We start from the raw sequence: 16,661 nt of genomic DNA on the forward strand, positions 1-16,661 counted from the left end.
CCGCCTCCAACCCTGCGGAGGCGGATTTTCGCTGCTCCCCCATCTGCCTCATGCGAGGGGTGGGGGAGCAGTGTATCGCCCAGCCGGTGTCGGCGCTACAGACCCATGCTGCCGCTTGACACGGCGCCGTGCCTCCTCTCCTCTCGCAGGCTTGGATCTTGGCGCATCGGAGTGAACGCTCTCGCATGGACTTGCTGTCGCTCGGGGCTGCGGCTCTCATTCCCTTCACGCTGACCTGCTTCATCATCGAGCTGACGCCGGGGCCGAACATGGCCTATCTCGCGGTGGTCTCCGCGTCTGAAGGGCGCAAGCCCGGCATGGCGACCGTTGCCGGCATCGCGCTGGGCCTTGCTATTGTCGGAGCGGCTGCCTCCTTTGGCGTCGCCGAGTTCGTCGCGCGCTCGGACGCGCTCTATGGTGTGTTGCGATGGGCGGGCGTCGGCTTTCTGCTTTATCTCGCCTACGACGCTTGGCGTGACGGAACTGCTGCGGCAGAGCCGACCGGCAAGACACCGGCCTTCTATTTCCGCCGCGGCCTGTTCACCAACCTCCTCAATCCCAAGGCTGCGCTTTTCTTCGTCACGGTGTTGCCGAGCTTCATCGTCCCAGATCGACCGCTGCTGGCGCAGAACCTTACGCTCTCGACGATCTATGTCGGGGTCGCCACCGTAGTGCATATGACGATCGTGTTGCTGGCGAGTACGCTCGAGCCGGTGCTCAATTCACCATCGCGCGAGCGCATGGTGCGGCGTGGGCTGGCGTTGTTGCTGGCCGCGGTCGCGATCTGGTTCGCTTGGACGACGCGCCGCTAAGGCTGTCGCTTCGATTGCGTCCGTGCGGCAGGTGCGCCTGCGTCATAGCAGACAAAGGCAAGCTTGTTTCCATCGGGGTCGCGCACATAGGCGGCGTAGAAGCCGTCGCCATATTGCGGGCGAAAGCCCGGCTCGCCCTCGACACTTCCGCCCTGTTCCATCGCCGTTGCAAACAGCCGGTCGATGATCTCGGCGCTTGGTGCGAGGAACGCAGTCATCGCACCATTGCCGACGCCGGCTGCGTTGCCGTCGAAGGGATAACCGGTGAAGAAGCGCGGGGCGAGGTCATCATCTCTGCGTCCCCAGGATGCCACCTGCTCGTCGCACCAGCAGCGCTCCTGGCCGATCAGTGCCATCAGCGGATCGTAGAACCTTTCGGCTCGCTTGAGATCGGTCGTGCCGACCATCGTGTATCCGATCATATCGTCTCCATGGTCTTGCTCGGCATCGCTCAGGTCTCGTCAAGGAAGGACCGGCCGCGGGGTGACAGCCGGTAGCCGACCGTCAGGCTCTCCGTCAGACCCAGCTCCTTCAGCTTGCGGATGCGCACCTTGATTTTGAGTTTATCCACGCCGACCCGTTCGGCGATCTCGGCGGCGGTGATGCCATCACGCGAAGCGATCAGGCGGAGCGTCGGCTCGGTCCATGACTGGTCGGCCGTTTCGTCGAAGCGGGCGAGCCTGTCGGCGATCGCCGCCCGGTCGACTTTTGCAAGCGTCGCTTCGTCGCGCAAGGACAGGCGTGGATCCTCGCCCGCCCGGTGAAAGGCAATGCGGTAGAGGGTGCCGTCGGGGCGGGCGTCAAGCTCTGCAAGCAGTGCCTCGCGTGTCGTAAACCCGGCGCGGTGCGCATCCTCAACGCTGATGTCTTCGGTGCCGGTGACGTCGACCGCGTCGATCGACAGCACGCCGGATGCTGTGCGCAGACGGCCGCCAGCCTTGACAGTCGGCTTCGTCCAGCGCCTGAAGGCCAGGGTCACCGCGCCTTCGGCAATCTGGTCGAGGATGGCCTTGCGGAACAGCATGTCAGTTGGCGGCGCGGCGATAGACGGCAAGCGAGCCGGCAAGGGCGAGCAAGGCTCCGCCGCAGATCCGTTCGAGCCAGACGGCTCCGGAGTGCTTCAGAAAGCGAGCCGCCTGAGAGCCGATGAGGGCGTAGCCGAGCATGACGGCGAAATCGACTGCGGCGAAGACCACGGCGAGCGCGGCATATTGCGGTGCTTGTGGCAAACCGAGATCGACGAACTGCGGCAGGAAGGCCGAGAAGAACAGATAGCCCTTCGGGTTGGTGACGGCGACCAGGAAGCTCTTCAGAAAGATGGCGGTGGTGGTGACGTCGGCACCGTCGTGTTTGCCGGCAACGTCAATCGTTCCCTTCGACCGCAACAGCATCACACCGAGGAAAGCCAGATAGGCGGCGCCGAGCCATTTGACGACGGTAAACCAGAATTCGGAGGCTGCCAGCAGGGCGCCGAGACCCAGCGCCACCGCGCCGATCAACACGAAATCCGAGAGCACGGCGCCGACCATGCCCGCAAGCGCGCGCTTGATGCCGTAGCGCGAACCGTTGGTCAAGGCGAGCAGGACCGTCGGACCGGGCGTGGCGATACCGATGAAAGCGACAAAGGCAAATGCGAGAATGGTGATTTCACTCATGAGATCCTCCCGGCGTTGCATTGCATTTCCGGCAAGTCGTCCCATACCTTGAGTTCCCGTGCAACATGAGGCGGGGCGGCATTTGACAGCCTGGGGCGCTTCCCCTATGGAGGGGGCAGGGTGAGGGCCCCTGCCGTCCGCGAGCGTCATGCTTTGGTGAAGCCTTCCTTTCAGACACGGTCAGCCGAAACGGCATGCGAACCGGTGGCAATGCGGGCTCCCATCTCTTGAAAATGCATGCCGCAGCAGGAGACCCTGTCATGATGCGCGGATCAAACACGTTGCCATCGCTCGATGCCCTCAAGGACCAGGCCAAACGCCTGCGATCACGGCTATCCAGCGAAGGCGAGGATATCAGCCACTCGCGTTCCCTTGAACTGATCGCTGCCCAATACGGTTATCGCGATTGGAACACTCTTCACGCCGCCGTCGGCAACCGACCGCCGTTCAATCCGTGGATGCTCGGTTCGCGGGTGAAAGGCCTTTATCTCGGCCAACCCTTTGAAGGCGAGATCCTCTCGGTGCAGGCGCTGACGGCACAGCCCGGGCGCTACCGTTTGACGATGAAGTTCGACGAACCTGTCGACGTCGTCACTTTCGAGAGCTTCTCTGCCTTTCGCCAGCGGGTAACCGCGACGGTCGACGAGACCGGACGCACGATCGAGAAAACGTCGAACGGCCGGCCGCAATTGGAGCTGGAATGGTGAGCCGCGGTTGCTGTGGTTGCGACCCGACCATTGTCGTTTCCGCCTGCCTGGCATTCGTCGTTCAGCCAACATCCCCGAAGCCGTACGCTTCGGGGATTTAACGGTCCTCACATCTCATCCTTCAACGATACCTTGCGGGCGCCAGTCCGCTAATCGTCCCCGCCCACACCTTCATCAATTGCGAATGAGTTGCATTTGCATTATCAATGTAGTTGCGAACGGTTCGCAATTGGGTGGGCCGGTCAATTCGGGCTTTGTGGCATCGCCTCTGCAAATCGGAGCGGACACGTGGCGCTGTATCGGGCGAGGGATGACATTCATGGACAATCCGGTGAAACAGGACCTGCTCGGGCGGCGCAGCCTTCTGATGGGCGGGCTGGCGGCGGCCGGTGGCACGGCGATCTGCGCCGGCGCCGCCTTGGCGCAGCAGGCGACCCATGGCGGCGGCCACCAGATGGCGGCGCAGACTTCGGGGGATATGGCGGCACCCATGCCGGCAATGGGACACGGCGCCATGATGACGATCGGCGACGTCGACAGCAGCGTCAACGGCTTCGATCCGACGGACATGCTGACCGACTGGGAGACAGGCACCGTCTCGGTGTTGCCGGACGGGCGAACGCTCAGGACCTTCGAGATGACCGCGCAGGATCGCGATATCGAGATCGCGCCCGGCATCACCTTTCCGGCCTGGACCTATAACGGCCGCGTGCCCGGGCCGGCACTTCGGGCCAAGGAGGGCGAGCGCCTGCGCATCGTCTTCCGCAATTACGCTTCGCATCCGCATTCGATCCATTTTCACGGCATTCACGCAGCGCGAATGGACGGCGTGCCTGGCGCGGGCATGGTCGATCCCGGCGACGAGTTCGTCTACGAATTCGATGCCAAGCCCTTCGGCTGCCATCTCTACCATTGCCACGCGATGCCGTTGCGCCGGCACCTCCACAAGGGCATGTACGGTGCCTTTGTCATCGATCCGGACCCCGAGCGCCACCCGGACCACGTGGACGTCGCCCGTTCGCGGCTCCTTGGCACGGCGGAGAACGCCGGCTGGCAGGAACTGGTGATGGTGATGAACGCCTTCGACACCAACTTCGATGCCGAGAACGAATTCTATGCGGTCAACACCGTCGCCCACGCCTTCATGAAGCGGCCGATCCGGATCGTGAAGGGCAAGCCGGTGCGCATCTATCTCGTCAATGTCATCGAGTTCGATCCGATCAACTCGTTCCACCTGCACGCCAACTTCTTCGACTACTTTGATCAGGGGACGACGCTGACGCCGACGCTGAAAACCGTCGATCTCATCACCCAATGCCAGGCGCAGCGCGGCATTCTGGAGTTCACCTTCGCCGAGCACGAACCCGGCCTCTACATGTTCCATCCGCACCAGACCGAGTTTACCGAACTGGGGTGGGTGGGCATGTTCGACGTCGTGGAGGCACAGGCATGAACGAGACCTTGCCGAGAGCTGCCATCCGCGCCGCAAAGACCAACCTGGTGTGGCTGGCGCTGCCGCTCATCGCCTTTGCCGTCGCAGTCGCATGGCTCGTATCGACCGACCCGCTGTCCGGCTTTCGCAACGGCGCACCGCCGGTCGAAAACCTGACCTTCGAGCGCACCGTGCTCGACGACAGCGGTCTTCGGCTCCTGGTTCGTGCCGGGGGATCCGAGCCGATGACGGTGGCGCAGGTGCAGGTGGACGACGCGTACTGGCAATTCACCCAAAATCCCCCGGGTCCAATCGCCCGTGGCCAAACGGCGTGGCTGAGCCTGCCCTTCCCCTGGATGCTGGGCGAAGCGCACGCGCTGAAAGTGGTCACCAACACCGGCGCCACCTTCACGCATGAGATCGCCGTCGCCGTGCCGACGCCGCAGGCAACAGCAGGTCAGTTGCGGCTGCAGGCCTTGGTCGGCCTTATCGTCGGCATCGTGCCGGTGGCGGTCGGGCTGATGTTCTATCCCGTTTTGCGCGGCGTCGGTCCATCCGGAATGGCGTTTCTGTTGTCGCTGACGATCGGGCTGCTCGCCTTCCTGCTGGTCGACGCAAGCGCCGAAGCCCTGGAGCTGGCGTCTGAGGCTGCAGCCATTTTCCAGGGGCCGGTCATGGTGGTGCTTGCGGGCGTCGGCAGCTTCCTCGTGTTGATGGCGATCGGCCGACGTGGCGGGGTGCCGACGGGGCTGGCGCTTGCCACTTACATTGCGCTCGGAATCGGATTGCACAATCTTGGCGAGGGGCTGGCGATCGGGGCCGCCTTTGCCGCCGGATCGGCGGGTCTAGGCACCTTTCTCGTGGCCGGCTTCGCCCTGCATAACGTGACTGAAGGCATCGGCATCGCAGCGCCGATCCTGAAGCAGCGGCCGTCCCTGTGGGCTTTCGTCGGCCTGACATTGCTCGCCGGCGGGCCGGCGGTGCTGGGCATGTGGCTCGGCAGCCTGGCGACGTCGGCGCAATGGTCGGCGCTGGCATTGGCGATCGGGGCGGGGGCGATCTTGCAGGTGATCGTCGAGGTTGGCGCCTATCTGATGCGCCAGAGCGGAAAGCGGACCGAGGTCTTCCTGACGCCGCCGGTCATGAGCGGCCTCGCTGCCGGTGTTGGCTTCATGTACGTGACAGCGGCGGTGGTGAAGATCTGATCTTTTTATTCGGGGTTTGCGATCGACGATGCAGCCCCCATCCGGCTGCCGCCACCTTCTCCCCGCAAGCGGGGAGAAGGGACTTATGGCAAGGTTTCGTCCGGCCAGATATTTCGGCATTCTTTGATGGAGCGTATGCTACGTCCCCTCGCCCCGCTGGCGGGGAGAGGTTAGGGTGAGGGGCAAACAGCTGTCTCACCATTCAAGACAGGCGCGGTCCAGGCGTTACCCCGCGATATCGACGACGCCGCAGTCGCCCTCGGCCGACCCGAACACGAGCTGGCGCCCGTCCTTGCTCCAGGCCATGGCCGTGACCGCACCCTTGCCGGGGCGGCGCAGCAGCACTTCCTTGCTGTCGGCAAAACGGGCCGCGAGAATCATGCCGTCCTGATAGCCGATGGCGACGATGTCTTCGGCCGGATGACAGGCAACGGACGTCACCATGATGTCGGCGCGGGTGCCGAGTTCAAGCGGCGCCTTGCCCATCGGCCCGTCCTTGCCCTGGAAGGGCCAGACGATGGCGGCCGGCGCGCCCGAGGAGGCGAGCCACTTGCCCTTGGCGGACCAGGAGAGCGACTTCACCTTGGCGGGGTATCCGGTCATGCGCATGTGGCGCGCCTCGGCGCCTGGCTTGGCGTCGAGCTTCCAGCCATGCAGGGCATTTTCCTGCATGGTGGTGACGAGGAACCGGCCGTCGGGAGAGAAGGTGACGCCGGTATGGGCGCCCTTCCAGTCGAGGTCGATCGGCTGGCCGGAGGTGCCGACCCAGTGCATCGACACGCCGTTGTAGCGGGCGGCGGCAACGCGCAGGCCCTTCGGGGCGAAGGCGAGACCCTCCACCGTGCGGTCCTCGGCAAATTCCTTGGTGGTACCGTCGGCGAGCCGCACATGGGTGGTCTTGCCATAGGCATAGCCGACCGCGCCTTGAGGCCCGGCGGCGACTTGAGCGATCCACTTGCGCGGTGCTTCGGCAACCAGCGTCGTCGTGCCGTCGGCGGCCGTGCGCATCACCTTGCCGTCCTCGCCGCCGGTCAGAAGCGTCTCGTTCGCCTCGTCGACAACCAGCGACAGCAGGCCCTCATGGACTTCCGTCGTCTTGTGGCCAAGGTCGAGACGGTGGATTGCGCCGGTGGCTTCGGCAAAGAAAGGTATTCCCTTGAGAAAGGCCACGCCAACGACGTGGCCTTCAAGATCGAGCGGAGCGACTGTCGGCATCAGATTGTCATGGTCCCCTGGTTCGGCATGCGGTTAGAGCGTGGTGCCGAAGAATGCCGACATCACGCTCTCATTGTTTGATCTTGGAGCCGCATCGCGGCCTTGGAAATCAGGCGGAAGCTTCGCAGGCCTTGAATGTGCGCTCCAGCTTTTCGCGGTCAAGGTCGCGGCCGATGAAGACCAGCCGGCTTTCGCGCTTCTCGCCGTCCTTCCACGCACGCTGATGATCGCCCTCGATGATCATGTGCACGCCCTGAACGACATAGCGCTCGGCGTCGCCGGCAAAGGCGATGATGCCCTTCAGCCGCAGGATGTTCGGGCCATCCGTCTGGGTGATCTTCTGGATCCAGGGGAAGAACCGGTCCGGGTTCATCTCGCCGCCGCGCAGCGAGATCGACTGCACGGTCACATCATGGATCGGCGACGGAGCGTGATCATGGTGGTGATGATCGTGATCATGATGATCATGGTCGTGATGATGATGGTCATGATCGTGGTGGTGGTGGTGATCATGGCCGCAATCCGGACCGCAGGTGTGATCGTGTTCGTGATCGTCCTGGTCGAGGAAGTGCGGGTCGTTTTCCAGCGCCCTCTCGAGGTTGAACGCGCCCTGGTCGAGAACCTTGGTGAGGTCGATGTCGGAGCGCTGCGTCCTGTAGATGCGGGCAGACGGATTGATGACGCGAACCGTCGCCTCGATCCGCTCGAGTTCCTCGGGGCTGACGAGATCGGTCTTGTTCAAAAGCACGACGTCGGCAAAGGCGATCTGGTCTTCTGCCTCGCGGCTATCCTTCAACCGGAGCGGCAGGTGCTTGGCATCGACCAGGGCGACGACGGCATCAAGCTCGGTCTTGGCGCGCACGTCGTCGTCCATGAAGAAGGTCTGGGCGACCGGGACCGGGTCGGCAAGGCCGGTGGTCTCGACGATGATCGCATCGAAGCGGCCGGGGCGGCGCATCAGGCCTTCCACCACGCGGATCAGGTCGCCGCGCACGGTGCAGCAGACGCAGCCGTTGTTCATCTCGTAGATTTCCTCGTCGGATTCCACGATCAAGTCGTTGTCGATGCCGATTTCGCCGAACTCATTGACGATGACGGCGTATTTGCGTCCGTGGTTCTCGGTGAGGATGCGGTTCAACAGCGTCGTCTTGCCGGCGCCGAGATATCCGGTGAGCACGGTGACGGGAATCGGCTTCTGCGGGGATGTTTCGGTCATGGGAACCTCTGGGATCTCGGGATGCGGGGAGCGGGCATCCATGTCGCGTTTCATATAGGAGATGCGGCGGCGATGCGCAAATGGCCAAGCCCATTTTGGCCGCCCATTTGATGCCGCCAAGGCGGGCGAACCGGGCCGCGATAACGCTCCTTTCATCAAAATCAGGGAGAGTCCGCGTCCTATCGAAAGGGCGCGTGCGTGAAGACGATTTCCATCAACGGCCGGTTCCTGACGCAGCCGCTCACCGGCGTGCAGCGCTTTGCCCGTGAGATCACCCGCGCGCTCGATGCCCGTATCGCGGCTGGCGACGTGCCGGCGGCATTGAAGGATGCGCGCTGGCGGTTGCTGGCGCCGGCGTCGGCGCCGGATGATCTGCCGCTGTCGGCGATTTCGATCGAGCGCTTCGGCTCAGGCCCCGGCCATCTCTGGGAGCAGGGGCCGCTCTATTGGCGGGCGCGGCGCGACGCGCTGGTTGGGCTTGGCGGCAGCGGGCCGGTGCTGCATTCCGACCAGGTGGTGGTGATCCACGACGTCACGCTCTTTCGCCACCCGGCCTCCTTCGGCCGCGGTTACCGGCTGTTTCATGGTGCGCTCGGCTACGTCCTGACACGCCGCGCGAAGATCGGCACGGTTTCCTATTTTTCACGCGGCGAGCTGGCGGATGTCTTTCGCGTTCCCGCTGACGGCATCGACGTGATCTACAACGCCACCGATCACTTTTCCGACCTTGAGCCGGATCGGCAAATCGTTGCGAAGCTGGGACTTGCCGATACCCCGTTCTTCCTTCTCGTCGGCACCCTGAAGCCCAACAAGAACGTCGAGTTTGCGGTGCGTGCCTTCGAGGCTCTTGGCGCGACTGGCGGCAAGCTGGTGGTGGTCGGCGGCACGGATCCGAGCGTTTTTCGCGATATCGCCCCGACGTCGCGCGGCAACCTGATCTTTTCCGGACGATTGACGGACGCCGAGATCGCCGGGCTGCAGCGCCAGGCCACCGCCTTCCTGTTTCCGAGCCTCTATGAAGGTTTCGGTATTCCGCCGCTCGAGGCGATGACGCAAGGATGCCCGGTGCTTGCCGCCGACATCCCGCCGGTTCGGGAAGCCTGCGGCGAGGCGGCGCTCTACTTCGATCCGAAAAAGCCTGAAACACTGGTCGAGGCGATGCGGAAGATATCGGCCGATGGCGCCCTTCGGGGGCGGCTTGCGCGCGCCGGGCATGGCAATGCCGAGCGGTTCTCATGGAACGGAAGTGCGGTCGTTCTGCTCAATCTTCTGGCCGCAGGAAGATACTGACCCGCTTGCCTGGCGGGAGATAGAACGCGCAATCAGAGTTCAAGCATGCGCAAGGGGTCGAGCTTGCCGCGCAGGAGATCGGCGAAGGCAATGAGATTTCCCTTGAGCCGACCCCGCCGGTCGACAAGGGATTGAGGCTTCAGGCTGCCGATCGTGTTGGCTGCGACATTGCTGCCCATGAGATGGAGGGTCCATCTCAGGCCGACACTCCCCTTTCGGAAGAGGTAGAGCGGGTTGGCCACCTGGGAGTAGCCGAAGCGCAGGCCCGAGGTCCGACCGCGCTTGTTGCCGAGGTGCACGCCACGCAACTTGCCGCTTCGAACGATGCGGCCGTGGCGCGCGAGACGGCGGCAGAAGTCGACATCCTCCTGCCAGCCATAGAGCGGCAGCCGCTCGTCGAAACGGGTGCCGTCCGCCTCTATCGCCGACAAACGGAACACCATGTTGCAACCATAGGCGTTGTAGACGGGCTCGATCGTGGCCGGGCCGCTTTCGGCCTGGTCGCGAGCGAGGATCTCCAGCCCCTCCTTGACCGGGATGCCCGGACCATGGATGCCATCCGCCAGCACCAGTCCCGTCGCAACGACGATATCCGGTTCCTTGAGGAAAAGCGTCTCGGCATTGGCGAGGAAATCTGCATGCGGCAGAAAGTCGTCGTCAAAAAAGACGAGCATACCGCCGGCGCCGATCGCCGACAGAATGGCGTTTCGCTGTTTGGTCAGCCCACGCTCACCTGCGACGATCGTCACCGGGACAGGGAGCGCGGCGGCGAGCGTTTCATCCACGTCCTCGCGCGAAGACGGGCAGACGAAGATGGCGTCCGGTCTGCGACCCTGCCGGGTCAGATGCTGCAGCGTTTCGGATAGCACCTCGCGGCGACCCGCCGTGGCTATTCCGACAATGATCTTCATGGTGTTGTTCGCCTCTTGCTTTGCCGTGATCTAAACCGAAAGAGGTTCAGTTTTTCTTATCGCACCAGACGTCAAGCTGCGCTTGAAACGCGCATGCCAAGCCGCAAGCGATTGAGCGCCAGCAGGCAGCAGGCTCCGCCAACGATGATCCCGGCTGCGGTGGCAAGGTAGGCGGACTGGTACGACAGGACGAAGGCGACAACCGTGACGCCGAGGCCCGCGGCGCCGAGCAGGACCGGCGGCCAGGTGAAATCGAAGGGCAAGGTCGCCATCAACCGCAGGCCGATCAACGCTGCGATGAATGCGCCGAGTGCGCTGCCCGCCATCATGGTGGCGTCGGTCGGCGCCAGCAGAAAGCCGCTGGCAAGGGCGCCCAGATTGAGAAGCGCGCAGTCGACGGCGGCGAGCGTGAAGATCGCGGTCAGGCGCTGTTTCAGGTGCAGCGGCGTCGGCAGCATGATCTGGGTCAGGACGCGCACGAGCGAAAGCAGGATGACGAACGGGGCCGTCGCGAGGAAGCCGGCTTGCAGGTCCGGGGTGATCACCAGCCACGTCGCCGGCGTGAGCACAGCAAAGATGCCGGCCGCCATCATCAGCGCGAAACTCGTCAGAAGCGCATAGTATTGCCCGAGCTGGTGGCGAAGCGCCGGGGTTTCCCCGGCCTTGTCGTGCGCGGCGACGATCTCGGGATACTGGATCGCCTGCAGGGCGGAGACGATCAGCACAAAGGGCCGCTGCAAAAGATCAAGTGCGAGCAGCGCACCGGCCGCACCGCCCGGCCCCAGGGCCGAGGTGAGGATCGCCTTCAGCGCAAGGGGCGCAAACATTGAGGCAGTGGCGGCGCCCGCCGAAACGCTGCCATAGACGAGGTGCTTTTTCACGCGGCCCATATCGAGCGGGGTGGTCGGTCGTGGGCCAGCCCTGCGCGACAGCAATGCGGCGAGCAGCGCGTAGAGCGCGTAGCCGGCAAGCAGGCCCGTGACCGTCGACAGGAAGGTTGGCGATATGACGGCGCCGAGCAATGTTCCCGCAGCCAGGATTGTGGCGCGAGATCCCTGCAGCACGGAGAAGGCGCGAAAATCCTGGCGGAAGCGCAGCATGGTCAGGTGCAGGTCGCTGCCGCCTTGGGCAATGGCGACCAGACCGCCGACCAGCGCGACCAACGGTGTGACGCCGAAGGCGAGCGACACGGCCGCGGCGACAAGGCAGAAAAGTGCACAGGCTGCGGTCTCGGCCACGATCGTCCGCCGCTCCGCCGCTTCGCTTTCCGCCGTCTGGCCGGGGTAAAACCGCATACAGGAATAGCGCACCCATTCGAAGGCGGCGATGGCGCCGAACTGGCTGAGCGAGATGAACAGCGAATAGGCGGCATAGTCCACCGGCGCCAGCCAATGGGCGACGATGATCAGCAGGCCGAAGGCGATCAGGGCCTGATAGAAATAGGCGCCGAGCGCGATGATCTTCGCCATGGGGGTCCGGCTTTGCGCCGCCTGTCGTCGGTTGCTGCTGTCCCTGCTGATAGCGCAAAAGCACAAACAAAGTGTTTGCCGTCGCGGGCTGCCTGGTCGCACAGGCGAATTCGGCCATGTCGCTCAGGCGAATTCGGCGATGTCGAAATCGGCGACATCGGTCAAAAGCTCGATCACGCCCTTGACCGCATGGGTCAGCAATTGCTCGCCGCGTGCGGCGGTGGCTGCGGATGCGTTGCCAGCCACACCTTCGCGGTTGAGATCCGACATCTTCCAGCCGAAGGCATGCGGGCCATAGGCGCGCAGATGCCTGAAGCGCCTGGCATAATCGCTCTGGCGCGAGGGGAAGGCGCCAGCCTTTTCCATCGTCACTTTTCCCGGGTGCAGCGCCAGCATCACCGAAGTCTCGATATCGCCGCCGTGAATGTCGATGGCCTTGTCATCGGGTGTGATCCAGCCGTCCGGCTGGCCGAAGCGGGTCCAGCTGGTCGCCACCGCCAGCATGCCGAAACGCACGCGCGCCTCGGTCGCAACGATGGTCATCAGGGGCGAATTGCCGCCATGGGCGTTCAGCATCACGAACTTGCGGATGCCGAGAGCGTGCAGGTTTTCGGCTATGCCGAGCCAGCGGCGCACGGCCTCGTCGTAACCGAACGAGCGCGTGCCGGCGACATCCATATGCTCGATCGAATAGCCGACCGGTTCTGTCGGCAGGAAGGTCGCGGGCAGGGTCTCGGGCAGGGCAGCGATCGAGCGTTCGACGATCCCGTCGGCAATCAGCGTGTCCGTGTCGAAGGGCAGGTGCGGGCCATGCTGCTCATGGGCGCCGAGCGGCAGCACGGCGATCCAGTCGCGGCGAGCCCGTTGCGGAAGAGCGGTCGAATTGTCCTGCCATCGGGCCTTGGGCATCGACATTTCTCTTCGATCCTTCACGTCAATTGTCGTAGAAATGTTATTTGAGTCATACAGTTCGTAATCGCAAGCTGTATTGCTATAAATGTCTGAGACGGGATTCGGCAGGAGGTCCAATGGGCAAGAAGAACAAGGCCGAAAAGAAGAGCAAGAACGGCAAGAAGAAGGACGAGCTTCTCGCCGAACCGCATGATCTCGCCTCGATCCTTGTCCAGGCGGCACGTTCCATGCGTACCGTCCTGTCACGCAACCTGCTCGAAAGCGGCCTTTATGCCGGCCAGGACGGTGTCATGCTGGCGCTTGCCGAAACGGACGGACTGACGGCAGGCGGGCTTGCGGCCAAGCTCGGCGTCAAGGCGCCGACGATGACGCGCACCATCGGCCGCATGGAGGCACAGGGCTTTCTCGAGCGCCGGGCTGACGACGACGACGCACGGCTGACCAAGGTCTACCTCACCGAACCCGGGCGCAACCGGCTGCAGACGATTGCCGAGGCCGGTCAGCATTCCGAAAACCTCGCGACACGGGGGCTGACAGACAAGCAGGTGCGCACCTTGATGAAGCTTTTGCGGGCCGTCGACAGCAATCTGCAGGCCGCGCGGGCCGCCGACTGAGCCTCGTTTCACGGCGTATTGCGGCGGCGATTTAAACAGTTTAAATAGGATTTAAATTTGAGGGTAGGCAACTAGGCTTAAGCAGGGGGCATCGTGGCGCAAAAGGTCAAGCTTTCGACGATCGCGGAAACACTCGGTCTTTCGACGGCAACGGTATCTCTGGCATTGCGTGACAGTCCCCTGGTGGCGACCCTCACACGCGACAAGATCAAGGAGCAGGCCCGCGCGCTCGGCTATATCTACAACCGCCGCGCCGCCAGCCTCAGGACCTCGCGCTCCGGCATCATCGGCGTCGTCGTGCATGACATCATGAACCCGTTCTACGGGGAAATCCTGAAGGCGATCGAAGCGGAGCTCGACCGCGACAAGCAGACCTTCATCCTTTCCAACCACTACGACTCCGTCGACAAGCAGCGCGATTTCATCGAGACGCTGCTGCAGCTTGGCGGCGACGGCGTCATCATGTCGCCGGCCATCGGCACCCCGCCGGAGGATATCCAGCTTGCCGAGGACAATGGCATGCCGGCGATCCTGATCGCCCGCTCGATCGAGGGGCTGGATGTTCCGATCTTCCGCGGTGACGACGCCTATGGCATTTCGCTGGCGACCAACCATCTGATCGGCCTTGGGCACCGCTGTATCGCCATGGTCGGCGGCACCGACCAGACCTCGACCGGTCGCGACCGCTATCAGGGCTACGTCAATGCGCTGCGCAAAGCCAATATCGAGGTTGATCCGGAGCTGCGCATTCCCGGGCCCCGCTCCAAGCAGGGCGGCTTCGAGGCGGCCGTGCATCTCCTGTCGCTACCGCAGAAGCCGACCGCGGTCGTCTGCTGGAACGATCTGGTCGCAATTGGCATGATGAACGGCATCGCGCGTGCGGGGCTTGTTCCCGGCGTCGATATCTCCGTCACCGGCTATGACGATCTCGAGGAGGCGTCGATCGCAACGCCGGCGCTGACAACCGTGTGGAACGGCCAGGCCGATGTCGGCCGCAGCGCGGCCCGCGCCCTTCTCGACAAGTTGTCCGGCAGCCACGAGCCGGATGGCATCCACCTGATCAAGCCGGAAATGCGTATCCGCCAGTCGACCGGCCCGTTGCGCGTCCCCGCCTGAAGAAATCCCAAAGACCAGGAGTGCCCATGTCCGCGAGCCTTCCCCGCATCCTCGTGCCCGGAAAAATCAACGAGCGGGTGCTGCAGCGGCTGCCCGAGATGTTTGACGTCGTGCGGCTGGAGCGTCCGGATGCCGGTCTCGTCACGGCCGATCTGGCCGATATCAAGGGCATCGCCGTTTCCGGGCGCGTTCCTGCCGGCCTGATGGATGCGCTGCCCGGGCTCGAAATCGTCGCCAATTTCGGCGTCGGTTATGACGGGGTCGACGTAAAACACGCTGCCGCCAAGGGCATTGCCGTTACCAACACGCCAGATGTGCTCAGCGAAGAGGTCGCCGACACCGCTGTCGGCCTGCTGATCAACACGCTGCGCCTTCTGCCGCAGGCGGAAGAATGGCTGCGTCAGGGGCGCTGGGTGCGGGAAGGTGCATTCCCGCTGTCGCCCTTGTCGCTGCGCGGCCGCACGGTCGGGCTCTACGGCCTCGGGCGCATCGGACTTGCGATTGCCAAGCGGCTCGAAGCCTTCGGTGTGACGGTCGCCTACCATACGCGCACGCAGCGCGAGGGCCTTGGCTACGCCTATCACCCGACACTCGTAGGCCTTTCTCAGGTCGTCGATACGCTTGTCGTCATCGTTCCCGGCACCGAGGCGACGCGAAAGACGGTGAATGCCGAAGTGCTTTCGGCCCTCGGAAAGAATGGCGTTCTGATCAATGTCGGGCGCGGCTCGACCGTGGACGAGGCAGCGCTGATCGAAGCTCTAGAGAAAGGTGTGATCGCCGGGGCGGGGCTAGACGTTTTCGACAACGAACCGCATGTGCCGGATGCGCTGCTGGCGCTGCCGAATGTTTCGCTGTTGCCGCATGTGGCATCGGCTTCGGTCGTCACCCGCAACGCCATGGCGGATCTGGTGGTCGACAACCTCAAGGCCTGGTTTTCGACCGGAAAGCCATTGACGCCGGTGCCGGAAACGCCTTTCGAGCGACGTGCCCGTTAGGCCATTGAGCGTGCGTGCCGTCAGGCCGCCATGCGTCTTGCGGCATAGGCGCGTACCGCATCGCCGAAAGCCCTGAACAGGCTCGCCGACGGCGCGTCCGTGCGCACCCAGTATTCCGGATGCCATTGTACCCCGACGGCGAAGGCCTTGGCGCCAATCACCGAGACCGCCTCGATCGTGCCGTCATCGGCAACGGCTTCGACGGCCAGGCGCGGCGCCGTGGCGCCGATGGCCTGGCGATGCAGGGAATTGACGCGCACGCGGCCGGCACCCAGCACGGGCGCAAGACAGCTGCCTTCCTTGACGACCACGTCCTGGCGGATGCCATAGGCGACATCCAGTTCGGGAACGTCGGGCTTGCGGTGGTCCCAAACGCCCGGCTGTTCCTGGATCTCCGTCGCAAGCGTGCCGCCGAGCGCGACGTTGAGCTCCTGGATTCCGCGGCAGATGGCAAACAGCGGTACGCCGCGCTCGAGCGCGCGACGGATCAAGGGCAGGCTCGTGGCATCGCGGCCGGGATCGAAGGGGCCGTCGGTGTCCTTTGCCTCGCGGCCATAGAGCGAGGGATGAACGTTGGAGCGGGCGCCGCTTGCCAGGACGCCGTCGACACGATCGAGGATCCCGTCGATATCGTTGCCGGTCTCGAGCGCCGGAATGAGGAAGGGCACGACGCCGGCGCCTTCAACGGCGGCGCGCACATATTGATTGGCAACGACATGCCAGACATTGCCGTCGAATTCGCGGAAATCGCAGGGGATGGCAACGACAGGTTTCGACATCATCAGGCTCCGTATCTCGCTAATCAAAGCCTTGCCGCCAGATATGGCCGAAAGTCAACTGGGAAGGTGCATGATCCGGTGGTGACGTGAGCCGGTGCCTGGCCCACGGTCAGCCAGCAGGAATCGATATCTTTTCTTCAGCTTTGGGTAACCACATCCGGAGTGAATCGGTGGATATGATGTTTGCCAAGCAGAATTGCCTTAAATACAATGTCAGAAAGTATAACGCGGTTTTGTCTATGCATGGTTGTGGACTCATCTATCATTTGTTGGTTTTCGCAATACTAGGTTGAGTTCTGGAAAAACTCTCGCTGGGCGCTGTTAAAATGTTGC

General features: G+C 63.6%; 17 protein-coding genes. 8 read left to right on the forward strand and 9 right to left on the reverse strand.

Annotation, left to right across the window (positions count from 1 at the left end; translation table 11 throughout):
- Positions 1–185 precede the first annotated feature (185 nt).
- Positions 186–812 (forward strand): LysE family translocator, encoded by a 627-nt coding sequence (locus AC07UR_RS25235; RefSeq protein WP_209791507.1) that lies wholly within the window; start codon positions 186–188, stop codon positions 810–812.
- Here the strand turns inward: AC07UR_RS25235 and AC07UR_RS25240 are convergent.
- The 3 genes from AC07UR_RS25240 to AC07UR_RS25250 are packed head-to-tail and all read right to left on the reverse strand — an operon-like array spanning position 809 to position 2,467.
- Positions 809–1,234 carry a VOC family protein gene (locus AC07UR_RS25240; protein WP_209791508.1) on the reverse strand — a complete coding sequence of 142 codons (426 nt, stop codon included), beginning with the start codon at positions 1,232–1,234 and terminating at the stop codon, positions 809–811. The genes AC07UR_RS25235 and AC07UR_RS25240 overlap by 4 nt on opposite strands.
- Positions 1,235–1,263: 29 nt before the next feature.
- Entirely contained in the window at positions 1,264–1,836 is a 573-nt protein-coding gene (locus AC07UR_RS25245; protein ID WP_209791509.1) for a winged helix-turn-helix transcriptional regulator, read from the reverse strand.
- Position 1,837: 1 nt separating this feature from the next.
- Positions 1,838–2,467 (reverse strand): LysE family translocator, encoded by a 630-nt coding sequence (locus tag AC07UR_RS25250; protein WP_209791510.1) that lies wholly within the window; start codon positions 2,465–2,467, stop codon positions 1,838–1,840.
- Positions 2,468–2,730: 263 nt separating this feature from the next.
- On the opposite strand from AC07UR_RS25250, the gene AC07UR_RS25255 reads away from it, so the two are divergent.
- The 3 genes from AC07UR_RS25255 (at position 2,731) to AC07UR_RS25265 (ending at position 5,811) form a co-directional block, all read left to right on the forward strand.
- Positions 2,731–3,174, forward strand: coding sequence for a glyoxalase superfamily protein (locus tag AC07UR_RS25255; protein ID WP_209791742.1), 444 nt, complete (start codon positions 2,731–2,733; stop codon positions 3,172–3,174).
- A 319-nt stretch (positions 3,175–3,493) separates the two neighbouring features.
- Entirely contained in the window at positions 3,494–4,627 is a 1,134-nt protein-coding gene (locus tag AC07UR_RS25260) for a multicopper oxidase domain-containing protein (RefSeq protein WP_209791511.1), read from the forward strand.
- Entirely contained in the window at positions 4,624–5,811 is a 1,188-nt protein-coding gene (locus AC07UR_RS25265; RefSeq protein ID WP_209791512.1) for a ZIP family metal transporter, read from the forward strand. The genes AC07UR_RS25260 and AC07UR_RS25265 overlap by 4 nt, the downstream gene beginning before the upstream one ends.
- A gap of 225 nt (positions 5,812–6,036) precedes the next feature.
- Here the strand turns inward: AC07UR_RS25265 and AC07UR_RS25270 are convergent, their stop codons facing one another.
- Positions 6,037–7,026: a WD40 repeat domain-containing protein gene (locus AC07UR_RS25270; RefSeq protein ID WP_209791513.1), complete on the reverse strand. Its 990-nt coding sequence runs from the start codon at positions 7,024–7,026 to the stop codon at positions 6,037–6,039.
- Positions 7,027–7,135: 109 nt separating this feature from the next.
- Positions 7,136–8,242 carry a CobW family GTP-binding protein gene (locus AC07UR_RS25275; protein ID WP_209791514.1) on the reverse strand — a complete coding sequence of 369 codons (1,107 nt, stop codon included), beginning with the start codon at positions 8,240–8,242 and terminating at the stop codon, positions 7,136–7,138.
- 198 nt (positions 8,243–8,440) lie between these two features.
- Between AC07UR_RS25275 and AC07UR_RS25280 the strand changes: the two genes are divergently transcribed.
- Entirely contained in the window at positions 8,441–9,532 is a 1,092-nt protein-coding gene (locus AC07UR_RS25280; protein ID WP_209791516.1) for a glycosyltransferase family 4 protein, read from the forward strand.
- A 32-nt stretch (positions 9,533–9,564) separates the two neighbouring features.
- On the opposite strand, the gene AC07UR_RS25285 is transcribed toward AC07UR_RS25280, so the two are convergent.
- The 3 genes from AC07UR_RS25285 to AC07UR_RS25295 form a co-directional block, all read right to left on the reverse strand.
- Positions 9,565–10,443: a glycosyltransferase family 2 protein gene (locus AC07UR_RS25285; protein WP_209791517.1), complete on the reverse strand. Its 879-nt coding sequence runs from the start codon at positions 10,441–10,443 to the stop codon at positions 9,565–9,567.
- Between the two features lie 71 nt (positions 10,444–10,514).
- On the reverse strand, positions 10,515–11,912 hold the full coding sequence (locus tag AC07UR_RS25290) for a polysaccharide biosynthesis protein (RefSeq protein ID WP_209791519.1): 1,398 nt from the start codon (positions 11,910–11,912) through the stop codon (positions 10,515–10,517).
- A gap of 123 nt (positions 11,913–12,035) precedes the next feature.
- The gene (locus tag AC07UR_RS25295; RefSeq protein WP_209791521.1) at positions 12,036–12,827 is read right to left on the reverse strand and encodes a creatininase family protein; all 792 of its coding nucleotides are present in this window, start codon (positions 12,825–12,827) and stop codon (positions 12,036–12,038) included.
- Between the two features lie 113 nt (positions 12,828–12,940).
- Between AC07UR_RS25295 and AC07UR_RS25300 the strand changes: the two genes are divergently transcribed.
- The 3 genes from AC07UR_RS25300 (at position 12,941) to AC07UR_RS25310 (ending at position 15,549) form a co-directional block, all read left to right on the forward strand.
- Positions 12,941–13,438 (forward strand): MarR family winged helix-turn-helix transcriptional regulator, encoded by a 498-nt coding sequence (locus tag AC07UR_RS25300; RefSeq protein WP_173423695.1) that lies wholly within the window; start codon positions 12,941–12,943, stop codon positions 13,436–13,438.
- Positions 13,439–13,531: 93 nt separating this feature from the next.
- Positions 13,532–14,554, forward strand: coding sequence for a LacI family DNA-binding transcriptional regulator (locus AC07UR_RS25305; protein WP_115419198.1), 1,023 nt, complete (start codon positions 13,532–13,534; stop codon positions 14,552–14,554).
- A 26-nt stretch (positions 14,555–14,580) separates the two neighbouring features.
- Positions 14,581–15,549, forward strand: a complete 969-nt coding sequence (locus AC07UR_RS25310) for a 2-hydroxyacid dehydrogenase (RefSeq protein WP_209791523.1) — start codon at positions 14,581–14,583, stop codon at positions 15,547–15,549.
- Between the two features lie 20 nt (positions 15,550–15,569).
- Here AC07UR_RS25310 and AC07UR_RS25315 read toward each other — a convergent pair whose 3' ends face one another.
- A complete protein-coding gene (locus AC07UR_RS25315; protein ID WP_209791525.1) occupies positions 15,570–16,328 on the reverse strand; it encodes a gamma-glutamyl-gamma-aminobutyrate hydrolase family protein in 759 nt (252 codons plus the stop codon).
- Positions 16,329–16,661: the final 333 nt, after the last annotated feature.

The organism is Ensifer sp. GW821-FHT05G01, assembly GCF_059419585.1.